The following is a 12,533-nucleotide window of genomic DNA, read 5'->3' on the forward strand; positions in this document are numbered from 1 at the left end:
AAACGGAAACTCAGGCTTATGAATGATGTGAAAAGGGATTGAGATATTTGCCCTTTTATCCAAATTTTAAAAGAGATTAGCCATTAATGATCTCTGCACGAAAATAAACGCCAACTTCTATTGAAATAATATAGAAATTGGCGTTTTCTTTGGTTTCATGACATTTTTTATAGTTAATGATGACATTCAAAATTTATGTGTCATATCATATGATAACGTTAAATGTTTGTTTTTGTTCGATATGGTAATCATTATCTTTTAAATTTCTAGAAATTAATTCTACCATTGTAATTTCTCCAGTTTCATGTATGACAGCATTTTCTAAATATTGCTTGTAGTTTCTATAGCAGTAATCAGTCATGCTTACACGATACATGTGATCCAATTTAATATTTTCTAATGTTACACGGTGATAAGGTTCAGCATTCATATCTATGGTGTAATGAACACCTTGCCAAAACGTACATAAGGTTTCATCTACAATTGTTAAGCTCAATGCGCCGTCACTAAATTCTATATGTGAATAGCAATATTCTAAAATATCGTGAATTTGTTGACCTTTCATTGTTAAATCAACAGGAACATCTGGATGAGGATAAGCATTGAATAAATCTTCATTTGTAATGATGCCTCTGAGTCCTTCTTCACCACTCGTTGGTAAGTGCACACATGATATATCATAATCATAGGCTAACCGAATACTATCATGCAATAACTGTGTAAATGGATGTGGTTTTGTAATAACATCACTCAAACCATCTACCTCAGCTGATAAAGCATTTTCGTTAATGCTTTCTTCACTCCAATTACAAACTGTTTTTCTATCATAAAAAGTCAAATCTAATAATGCTTGGTCTTCTGGATAATGATTTAGATCTACGATTTTAGAATTGACATTTTCTAATTCATATGAATTTGTACGCTTTTTAAAGTTAATTTTCACATGAATAAGTTGTTCAGCATTTTGTCCAGCTTGCACATAAAGCGTTTGATCATCTCTACCAATGAACGTTTGATGTTGATGACCAGTGATTAATAAATCAATAACGCCTAAAGTTTGCATTATTTTTTCCGCTTCATTAACATTTTGTTCACGTTCATTTGATGTTTTATTTAGTTGATTAAGTCCACCATGGTATATAACAATTAAAAAGTCAGGCATTTCACTTTCGTGAATAAATCGAATCCAGCGTTTAGAAGAGCGTAATGTCTTTTCAATCCGTACATCATTTTCCATTTCAAAATGTTCACGCTCCATTAAACCATCCGAAGTTAAGCCCACAATTGCGATTTTCACACCTTCAATTTCTTTAATTGTATATGGTGTAGAAAAATATGGTTCTTTCGTACGTTTATATTCGATATTTGCAGATAACCAAGGAAATCTCGACAAAGATACAGCCCTCGAAAAGAATGACAGTCCAAATTTAAATTCATTAGGACTAATACCACTTGCATCGTATTGCATGGCATTCATTAATTTTATCATTGGATGACGCTTATACGGTGCTACCACTGCATAATAAAATGCTGCTAACGAACCTGCTAAACTACCACCACTATCTAATAGAATAACGTGATCATTTGTTTCTCTAATACTTTTAACATAAGCTCCTGCTCTATAAATATTTGAATTATTTTCGCCACTTTGAAAATAACTATGCATATCAGAAGTAGTAATAATGTCTATTGCGATTTTTTCACTTTTTTTCATACGCCTCTCCCCTCATTAATCATAGTCTAACACGTTTCTAAATTAGCTTGAAATAATTATGAACATATATGATTTGCTATATATGTTCCCTTTACTTCAAAATTAAAAGCACCAGCACATCATTTGTTAGATATACTGGCGCCATGGTCTCACATATTATTAAGTTCAGATTTACTTTTGACAATCAACCAATTTGAACGCGTTCTTTAGGATAATGGAATTTATCTGGTTCTCTACGTCCACCAATCATAATGATAAAACTGATTAAGCCAACACGGCCAATGAGCATCAATAACATCAAGACGCCTTTACTCATATCATTCACATCACCTGTAATACCCAACGATAATCCACATGTTCCAAATGCTGACATGACTTCGAAAAACGCTTGTAAAAATGATACCTTTCCATTTTCAACAACTAGTATAAAAATCATGCTCGTAAAAGTTAATATACTGGCCATGATAAATACAGCAAATGAACGTTGAACATCAGTAATGTGAATCTCACGATTAAATGCTTTGATAGATGTTTTCTCAGGTTGGTTACTAAAGTTTAAAAGGAATAATATTAAAATAGCAAATGTCGTTGTTCTAATACCACCACCAACTGAACTTGGAGATGAACCTATAAACATTAGTATACCCATAACGATATTCGTACCTTCACCAAATCCGCTTACATCAATAGTTTGAAGTCCCGCACTTCTAGTGGTTGCTGATTGAAACAATGCATAAAATAACGATTTATGCCAACTCATATTTTGAAAAGCTTGGTTATGTTCAAATAATAGAATAATTATCACACCAAAAATAAACAAACCAAAATATGTTACCGTTGTAATTTTTGCAAATAATGAAAATCTAAAATTAGGAATTCGATTTTTTATATATGCTTTTACTTCTATTAATACAGGAAAACCAATTGAACCTAACATAATTAAAAACATAACGATTGTTTGTACAAAATAGTCATTTGCATAAGGTATAAGTGACTGTCCTGTTATATCAAGTCCACCATTTGTCGTCGCCGATACTGAAACAAATAATCCTTGCATGATTGCATATTGTATATCCGGGTTATCTCTATAAAAATAAAATGCTAATAGTGATGCACCAACAAGTTCTATAATGATGATTGTTCGAACAATATCTAGAATCAATTTCACAGTGCCACTCATCGTATGTTTATTATTATCTAGCATGATCAATTGACGTTCGCGCATACCGATATGCTTACCTAAGACAACCCATAACATGGTTCCGATGGCCATAACACCAATCCCGCCCAAATTAAGTATCAGCATGATTATAACTTGACCAAAGGTGGTGTAGGTATCAATAATATTAACTGGCGTTAATCCTGTTACACTGACACCAGACACTGCAACAAACAATGAATCAATTGGATCTACAGACACATTGGATTTATGAACAAAGGGCAAGTTCAGCATTAAAAATGCCACAATAATAGCCACGATATAATAAATCACAATCCCTTGTTGAGGACTTGATTTTTTTAACAATTGGTTGAAAATGGACAACGTTTCTTCACCTCAACGTTACTTCAGTTTAATCTTAATATCCTTTTCTTTACCATCCCTATAGATTTTAGCTGGTAATGTTTTTAAATCATCTTTATGATTAAAGATAATTTGTCTGTATCTAAGATTATCTTCTAATTCTTTACCATCTAATTCTACTATGACATCATTTTTTTGCAACCCAGATTTTTCACCTAATGAATCTTTTTTAACTTCACCTATAAATACGCCTTTTTTAACGTCTTCTGGTAAATTAATAGATTGCTTTGTAGCCTCATCAATATCTCCAATATTAGCAATCTTCACGCCAGTGTTAGGATATTTGACTTCACCTTTAGCTTCTAACTGCTTGGCAATATCTTCAGCGTCATTGACTGGTATAGCAAAGGCGATACCCTCTACATTATCCATATCTATTTTTAGTGATGCTATGCCTACTAACTTACTATTTCTATCGATAACTGCACCACCTGAGTTACCTGGATTTACAGGTGCATCTATTTGAAAAGCACTCATTAATACATCATATTGATCATCTTTATTGATATCTACTGGTATGTGTCTATTCAAACCTGAAATAATACCATCAGATATACTTCCTTTAAAGTCTACACCTAAAGGATTTCCTACTACTATGATTGGTTCACCTAGTACTAAAGTACTGGAATCACCTATTCTAATCGGTTTCACTTTACTATCTGATTTTACTTTAGCTTTAACAACAGCGATATCTGAATATTTATCCATTCCAATAACTTTTCCAATGGAATAGTCATCATTACCATATGTAATCTTTTGCTCTTTTTTATCTCCAACCACATGTGCGTTGGTCATAATAAAAATAGAGTCGCCCACTTTTTTGTAGACGACACCTGAACCTAATTCATTTTCTTTACCTGCTTCTTGTGTCTCTTTTTCAGCAGAAGTTCTATCATCACTCGTATCATTTTCAACAGTTACTACGGAATGAATTGCACTGTTCGCACTTTTCATTGTTGTTGTATAAGTCTTATCTTTATTTTGATTATCATGAAAAACATGATCATTTGAAGTGCCATTTTCATCAACATTTTTGAATATAGCTTGTATGAGTGTCAGTAAAACAATAACTGCCACAACAATTAGAATTTTGGCCCAATGTTCAATAAAGAAAGCCTTAACTTTATCAAGTGTGTTAGTCGTATTTTGGTACTTAGTTTCAGTATTAGAATTCGAATATTCCCTAGAACTTTTTTGTTGTGAAGTTTGCTCATCATTATTCAAATAATAATCAACTCTTGATTGTTGTGCATTTTCTGAATAAAAATTCTGTTCTTGTTCTTTTTTAGGTGGGACATGTTCTTCATTTGACGATGTACTGCTATTTTGAGTCTCGCTCTCAGTGTGTACTGATTTTGAATCTATTTTATTTTCTTCCTCCACCATATCATCGTTTTCATTATACGATTGATTGATATTATTTGCTGAAGTTGTTTCATTGTGCTGTGTGTTTTCTTGCGTATGTTTGGAATTCCGTGCTGCAGCAATTGCTTGTTGTTGCTGAATTTCTTCTTGTGTTAGCTTTTCAATACGTGCTTTTCTTAAATTTTCTTTCACACGTTCTTCATTATTTTTAGCAAGTATTTCAGCCTTTTCTTCGCGCTGTTTTCTAGCTTTACGTTCTTGTTGCACACGTTGTTCTCGCTCCTCGTTATGAAAGTATTCACGTCGTTTACGTCCATACTTTACTTTTGGGATGACATGTTTTTTATTTTGCGTCACAGTAAGCCCCCCTATTCCTTTTGATTACAATTCTATTATGACATAACATATATAATTTTTCTGCTTTATTTTGTCATATAAAGTTAGCATACTACAGATTATAGTCTCTTTTAGTAAAAAATTCTAACTTTATCACATATAGAACAAAAAAGCCTGAGTCATAGATTTTATGACTCAGGCTTACATATATTATTTATGTTCTTTTTTATTATTTTTAACAGATGTTAACCAACCGATAATTACAAGTGCAATCATAACCGTCCAGAAAATTGATTGCCATAATACACTATGTGGGAAATGTTCTGGTAATATTTTAATATCAGGGTGTGCTAGCACCATGATTACTAATTTAATACCTACCCAACCTACAATCGCAAATGCAGCGCCTTCTAAACCAGGATATTTGTTCAATAGATTTACAAACCAAGTGGCTGCAAAACGCATGATGATCACACCTAGCATACCGCCTAGGAACATGACTGCAAATTGTCCAAGGTCCATACCACCAAAGTGTATACCAACAGTAGGTAAAGTTACTGCAATAGCAAGAGCAGCTAACATGGAATCAATCGCAAATGCTATATCAGCAAATTCTACTTTTAATACCGTGCCCCAAAATGCCTTTGGACTCGCATGTATTTCCTCACCCGATTCATCATAATGATGATCATCAGTACCATCCTCTTTTTGATGATCTTTTTCTTTAAAGAATGATATGAGATTTTTAATAGACATGTATAATAGGTAAATTGCGCCTAGCGCTTGAATCCACCAAAAATGTGCAATAATGCTTATTAAAAATAAAGAAATAAAACGGAAAATAAATGCACCTAACAGTCCATAGAACAATGCTTTTTTACGTTGTTCAGGAGGCAAATGTTTAACCATAACTGCCATTACAACAGCATTATCTGCTGCTAATAAACCTTCTAAAAATACCAGTACAACTAGAACCCATAAATAAGGTAAAATCAAACTCGGATCCATTTAGGACAACTCCTTTAGTTTTTTACATAAAAATAGAGACCTAAGCTCGTAAATGCTACACACATTTTAATCATATACACGCACTAAAGTAAATTAAACTTTCGGTCTTATATAATTTGTATGTTTGTAACATTTATAAGCAAAGGTCTCACTCGACAGTGTTTTTCCTGCCCATTTTACCGGAAACGTTTAACGTTTCGTAATGACGACAAAATGACTATGTTAAAAAGATATATAAAACAGATATTTTATAATGATATTACTATCTCATATATCCCTTTAAAAACAGTTGAGTTACTCCCCTCCGACTACAAAGTCATAGGTATTCTATTAATAATATAGTATTATACACAATTAATCATGTTATAACAAACTGTATAATTTAATTTCTGGAAATTTTTCTTCAAACCATCTCGTTGCAAATTCATTTTCAAATAAGAAGACGTAATTATTATAAACATCTTTAACTAATATAGAACGAGAAGAACTCATTTTATCTTTAATATCTTCTTCATTTTCAATCCATCTTGCAATTTTTGGACCAACTGGTTCCATGATGACATCAACATTATATTCATTTTTAAGTCGATGTTCAAAAACTTCAAATTGTAGTTGACCAACTGCACCAATAAGAATTTGATTAGTATGCAATGCTTTATAGTATTGAATGGCACCTTCTTGAACTAACTGTTCAATTCCTTTGTGGAAATGTTTCTGTTTCATGACGTTTTTCGCAGAAACTTTCATAAATAATTCTGGTGTAAACTGTGGTAATTCTTGGAAACTGAATTTTTGGTTACCACCTACTAATGTATCTCCAATTTGGTAATTACCCGTGTCATACAAGCCTATAATATCTCCAGCGACTGCATGATTAACAGTTTCTTTATCATCAGCCATAAATGAAGTTGACCGTGTTATTTTTTGTTTCTTTTTAGTTCTTTGTAACGTAACATCCATACCCCGTTCGAAAGCGCCACTAACAACCCTCATAAATGCAATTCTGTCTCTGTGTTTGGGATCCATATTCGCTTGAATTTTGAAAATAAAGCCTGAGAAATCTGTATCATATGGTGTAACTTCAATATCTTCTTTCGTTTGTCGAGCACTTGGCATAGGTGCATGGTCAACATAGGCATTCAAGAAATTTTGTACACCAAAGTTTGCTAGCGCTGATCCAAAGAACACTGGTGTTAAATCACCTTTTCTCAAAGCTTCATTATCAAATGTTTCTCCCGCTTCTTCTACCAACATTAATTCTTCGATTGCTTGAGTAAAGGCGCTATCATTTTTAATTTTATGATCTTCTTCCAATTCATAATCATCATTTAAATGAAGCACATTTTGTTCGTCTCTAAAAGGCTCAATCGTATGTGTATCTCGATCAATGATACCAAAGAAATTTTGTCCCATACCCACTGGCCAATTCATAGGATATGTTTCGATTTCCAATGTAGACTCGATTTCATCCAATAATTCAAACGGTTCTTTACCTACTCTATCTAATTTATTGATAAATGTGAAAATAGGAATGCCTCTCATTTTACAAACTTTAAATAGTTTTAAAGTTTGAGGTTCAATACCTTTTGCACAATCTATAACCATTACAGCACTGTCTACGGCCATTAATGTTCTATATGTGTCTTCAGAAAAATCTTCATGTCCAGGTGTATCTAAAATGTTAATTTTGTAATGATCATAATCAAATTGCATCACTGAACTTGTAACTGAGATACCACGTTCTTGTTCAACTTTCATCCAGTCACTCGTCGCAAATTTACCGCTTTTTTTACCTTTTACAGTCCCTGCTTCTCTAATTGCACCACCAAATAATAGTAACTTTTCAGTTAATGTTGTTTTACCAGCATCAGGATGGGAAATAATCGCAAAAGTTTTTCTGGATTCTACTTCTTCCTTTATACTCATTTGTTCTCTCCTTTAATTCGCAAATATCGATTGACCAATATCATCAGCAATTTGTACTGCTGTTGACTCATCAAGTAACGTAAACAAGTGTATCACAAGTTCCTCCTTGATATCATCATCATTTAACGAAGTATCAATTTCTAATGACCAATTTAAGTCTGGTATTGCCAAAAGCAAGACTTCATCGTTATCATTTTTATAAATATAACTACGGACTGTTACATCATTTAGACTGATAAGCCTAATTTCCAACTGGGCCACCGCCAAACTTTTTATAAGCTGCTTCTAAGCCGATTAAATCGTCTCTGTGTGGTACTTTTACATGACCAGGCATAATTTGATAAGGTTCACGTCCCTTAGAAGCTAAGACAACTGTATCGCCAGGATTAGCAATTTCAATAGCATGACGAATCCCCTCTGCACGGTCTTCAAATTCTATATAATTATTATGTGTTGCGCCCTTAGCGAGTTCGCTTGTTAATTTTTTAGGATCGTCATTTGCTGGATTGTCTGGTGTAAAAATAACGTAATCCGCTCTACAAGCAACGCGCCCCATTTCAGGTGTTTTGCCCATATCTCTTTCTCCTGCCATACCGCACAAGAAAATTAATTTTTGTTTTGCAAAAGGTTTCACAGCATCTATAAGTTTATCCATACCATCTGCTGTATGTGCATAATCAATAATTAGATTAATTGGCAATTTGGGGTCTAAAACTTCAAGTCGACCTTCAACAGGTTCTAAGTTTTCTACGGCTTGAATAATTTCTTCTAACGTTGCACCTTTTGCCCAAACAGCTATCATTGCAGCCATAATATTAGAAACGTTGAAGATGCCTACATAAGGTGACTTTACAGGAAATGTACCTTCAGGTGTATTAAAATCAAACGTTACGCCTTGTAATGACTCATTAATGTTTTCAGCCATAAATTGTGCACGTTCATTAATGCCATAGGTAAAGACTTCATAAGGTGTAACTGAAGCTAAATATTCTGAAAATCTATCATCTTGATTTAAAACAACATATTTTTCTTTTGATAAATCTTCACCTAACTGGCTGAATAATAATGATTTAGCATGACCATAAGCTTCCATTGTGCCATGAAAGTCTAAATGATCTTGCGTTAAATTTGAAAATACCGCCACATCAAAATTAACGCCACTTAAACGTCCTAATGATAAACCATGACTTGATACTTCTAAAGTCATGGCCTGTGCTTGCTTTTCTACAGCTTCATGAATTTTTTTAGTTAGCGCAACTGTTTCAGGTGTTGTGTTTGTACCTTTAGATTTTTCCTCATTAATTTGGAAACCATTAGTACCTAAATAAGCACTACCTTTATCTAATTTTCTATATATATGGTGTATCATTGTCGCTATAGATGTTTTACCATTGGTTCCAGTAACACCATATGTAGTTAGTTGTTTACTTGGATAATTAAATAATACATTTACGAGTAAACTGGCAACGCGCAACGTGTCAGGAACGATAACTTGTGTTACATCACCTTTCAACAATTGTTCATGATTTACTACAATGACTTTACAGCCTTGATTTACAACATCTTGACAAAATTTATGACTATCGACTGTATAACCTTTAGAAGCAACAAATATACTTCCTTCTTTAGCAGTACGCGAGTCTGTTGTTATATCATTAACGTTCATATCTAATGTTCCTATCACTTGTTTAACTCTTATTTTTTTAAACAACTCATTTGCATTCAACATTAACCGCTCCTTTATTTCCAATAATTCTATTATACACATTTTTAGTTGATTTTATAGAAACTAATATTGCTAATTATTTCTTTCTCTACTATTATATATTTTTCGTTTTCATTTAAAAAATTTTATAACTATCATGAGCCTAAACGAGATTCAGTTTGTTAATCATATGTAATTAATTGTGTAGATTTCCTTTTTTATTTGTTTAGTTTCTTTTAAGGTCGCTTATTTTAATAGAAAGCGTGGTATGGTATACATATAGAACAATCTAAATTTAGCGTGATATAATTTTAAAAAATAAGTATGAATCATTTTCTATGCGTTTGTAAAATGATATAATCTCTAATAATTATGTTTTTTCTTTCGCATGACAATAAAATGCGTTAAACTTAGCATGAGCTAAATTTATACTATTGGAGGGTGACTCAAAATGGTTACTCGTAACAAAAAAATATTGATTATTACTGGTTCTTTTGGTAATGGACATTTACAGGTTACTCAAAGCGTAGTAAACCAATTCAATGAAATGAATCTAGACAATTTAACTGTCATTGAACATGATTTATTTTTAGAAGCTCACCCAATTCTGACTTCTATATGTAAAAAGTGGTATATCAATAGTTTTAAGTATTTCAGAAATATGTACAAATCTTTTTACTATAGTAAACCTGACCAAATAGACAAATGTTTCTATAAATATTATGGATTAAATAAATTAATTAATTTATTACTAAAAGAAAAACCAGATTTAATATTGTTGACCTTCCCTACGCCAGTAATGTCTGTATTAACTGAGCAATTTGATATGAATATCCCAATTGCCACAGTTATGACAGATTATAGATTACAAAAGAATTGGGTTACACCACATTCTCAAAGGTATTACTTGGCAACTGAGGAATTAAAAGATGAATTTGCTGAAATAGGGATCCCAAGACATCAATTAAAGGTTACTGGCATTCCAATTTCTGATAAATTCGAACAAGATATTGACCAATCTTCATGGTTACGTCAAAATAATTTGAATCCAGATAAACCTACAATACTTATGTCCGCAGGTGCTTTTGGCGTTTCAAAAGGATTCGGTCAAATGATTAGTGATATTTTGACTAAAAGTCCACAATCACAAGTAGTCATGGTTTGTGGTAAAAATAAAGAGTTGAAACGCACATTATCTAGCCAATTTAAAAATTATGATAACGTACTTATCTTAGGTTATACAAAACAGATGAATGAATGGATGGCATCAAGTCAGTTGATGATTACAAAGCCAGGTGGCATCACGATTTCTGAAGCACTAACCCGACAAATTCCAATGATTTTCTTAGATCCTGCACCTGGTCAAGAGTTAGAAAACGCGCTTTATTTTGAAGAAAAAGGTTACGGCACTATCGCTTATTCACCTGATGAAGCTATTCAACAAGTAGCATCATTAACAAATCATCCAACTTCACTAGTAGAAATGTCTAAAGCAATGAGTGAATCACGCATTCCATATTCAACATATAAATTATGCAAAGATTTATTAGATCTTCTAGACCATTCAACACGTTATGAAGAAGTTTATGGAAAGGTTCCTTTATATGCAAAGCTCTTCGTTAAATAATACTAACTACAATTCAAGTACAAATTTTATTATTATGTTGATTATTTTATTTTTAATGGAGTTTGCTAGAGGTATGTATGTGTTGAGTTATTTAGCATTACTTCCAACGGCAACTTCTATTGCGGTAGGTGTTACATCTATCGCTATTTCTATTCACTTTATTGCTGATGCAACAACCAACTTTGTCATAGGTTTTTTACTTAAACGCTTAGGTACAAAGCTTGTTTTGACAATTGGATTTTTATTAGCGTTTGGTAGTTTGTTTTTAGTCATTTGGTTTCCTACATCACCTATCGTGCTAATCACAAGTGCAATATTGCTAGGTATCGCCGTGAGTCCTATTTGGGTCATTATGCTTGCAAGTGTTGATGAAAATAATCGTGGTAAACAAATGGGTTATGTTTATTTCTCATGGTTACTAGGTTTATTAGTTGGAATGGTTGGAATGAACTTAATCTTTAAATTCCATCCAACACGTTTCGCTTTTATGATGTCATTAGTCGTACTGATTGCATGGATTCTATACTATTTCGTTAAAATAAGACTGACTAATTATAATACAAGACCTGTAAAACAACAGTTAGGTCAAATTGTAAATGTGACTAAACGCCATTTAATTCTGTTTCCAGGTATTTTATTACAAGGTGCTTCCATCACTGCCTTAGTACCGATATTACCTACATATGCAACGAAAGTCGTGGGCGTTTCAACAGTTGAATATACGATTGCAATTATCATTGGTGGCATAGGTTGTGCTATTTCTATGTTGTTTTTATCTAAAATTATAGACAACAATGGTACATTATTTATGTATGGTATCATTTTTAGTGGATTTGTTTTATATACTTTAATGATATTTGCGTTATCTATTATTACGGATATTAAATTAGTTTGGGGCTTGGCATTATTTATCGGCCTAATGTACGGCATCTTGTTACCTGCATGGAATACTTTTATGGCAAGTCATATACACATGGATGAACAAGAAGAGACTTGGGGCGTGTTCAATAGTGTACAAGGTTTCGGCTCTATGATTGGTCCACTCGTAGGTGGTTTAATCACAGAATTCTCTAAATCTGTTAATAATACTTTTTATTTTTCAGCATTAGTATTTTTATTTTTAGCAATATTTTATGGTATTTATTTTGTTAAAAGTAAACAACAACACACACACACTTAACTATATTTAGTAATGTTCAATATACAAAAGAGTCGCTATCAAGTTTTTAGATAAATTCTAAAATGATAGCGACTCTTTTAAAGTTTCAAT

The 12,533-nt window shown here is 32.6% G+C and carries 9 protein-coding genes; 2 read left to right on the top strand and 7 right to left on the bottom strand.

What is annotated here, in order from left to right; genetic code table 11:
• Positions 1–205: 205 nt before the first annotated feature.
• The 7 genes from KA926_RS00885 to KA926_RS00915 all read right to left on the bottom strand — a co-directional run bounded on the left by KA926_RS00885 (position 206) and on the right by KA926_RS00915 (position 9,657).
• Positions 206–1,714, bottom strand: a complete 1,509-nt coding sequence (locus KA926_RS00885) for a bifunctional metallophosphatase/5'-nucleotidase (RefSeq protein WP_210143445.1) — start codon at positions 1,712–1,714, stop codon at positions 206–208.
• 184 nt (positions 1,715–1,898) lie between these two features.
• Positions 1,899–3,257, bottom strand: a complete 1,359-nt coding sequence (locus KA926_RS00890; protein ID WP_192946850.1) for a TrkH family potassium uptake protein — start codon at positions 3,255–3,257, stop codon at positions 1,899–1,901.
• An 18-nt stretch (positions 3,258–3,275) separates the two neighbouring features.
• Complete coding sequence (locus KA926_RS00895; protein ID WP_192946851.1) at positions 3,276–5,018, bottom strand: S1C family serine protease; 1,743 nt, start codon at positions 5,016–5,018, stop codon at positions 3,276–3,278.
• Positions 5,019–5,207: 189 nt separating this feature from the next.
• Complete coding sequence (locus KA926_RS00900; RefSeq protein ID WP_107384871.1) at positions 5,208–6,005, bottom strand: TerC family protein; 798 nt, start codon at positions 6,003–6,005, stop codon at positions 5,208–5,210.
• A gap of 363 nt (positions 6,006–6,368) precedes the next feature.
• Complete coding sequence (locus KA926_RS00905; protein ID WP_210143446.1) at positions 6,369–7,931, bottom strand: peptide chain release factor 3; 1,563 nt, start codon at positions 7,929–7,931, stop codon at positions 6,369–6,371.
• A gap of 12 nt (positions 7,932–7,943) precedes the next feature.
• On the bottom strand, positions 7,944–8,183 hold the full coding sequence (locus KA926_RS00910; protein ID WP_192946853.1) for a YueH family protein: 240 nt from the start codon (positions 8,181–8,183) through the stop codon (positions 7,944–7,946).
• Positions 8,173–9,657 (bottom strand): UDP-N-acetylmuramoyl-L-alanyl-D-glutamate--L-lysine ligase, encoded by a 1,485-nt coding sequence (locus KA926_RS00915; RefSeq protein ID WP_192946897.1) that lies wholly within the window; start codon positions 9,655–9,657, stop codon positions 8,173–8,175. The genes KA926_RS00910 and KA926_RS00915 overlap by 11 nt, the downstream gene beginning before the upstream one ends.
• A gap of 430 nt (positions 9,658–10,087) precedes the next feature.
• Between KA926_RS00915 and KA926_RS00920 the strand changes: the two genes are divergently transcribed.
• Together KA926_RS00920 and ltaA are read left to right on the top strand one after the other, a co-directional pair.
• Positions 10,088–11,263 carry a diglucosyl diacylglycerol synthase gene (locus KA926_RS00920; RefSeq protein ID WP_019469081.1) on the top strand — a complete coding sequence of 392 codons (1,176 nt, stop codon included), beginning with the start codon at positions 10,088–10,090 and terminating at the stop codon, positions 11,261–11,263.
• Positions 11,241–12,443 carry a lipoteichoic acid biosynthesis MFS flippase LtaA gene (ltaA, locus tag KA926_RS00925; RefSeq protein WP_192946854.1) on the top strand — a complete coding sequence of 401 codons (1,203 nt, stop codon included), beginning with the start codon at positions 11,241–11,243 and terminating at the stop codon, positions 12,441–12,443. Before KA926_RS00920 ends, ltaA begins: the two co-directional genes overlap by 23 nt.
• Positions 12,444–12,533: the final 90 nt, after the last annotated feature.

The organism is Staphylococcus sp. GDY8P94P (assembly GCF_017892255.1).
GTDB classification, from domain to species: domain Bacteria; phylum Bacillota; class Bacilli; order Staphylococcales; family Staphylococcaceae; genus Staphylococcus; species Staphylococcus cohnii.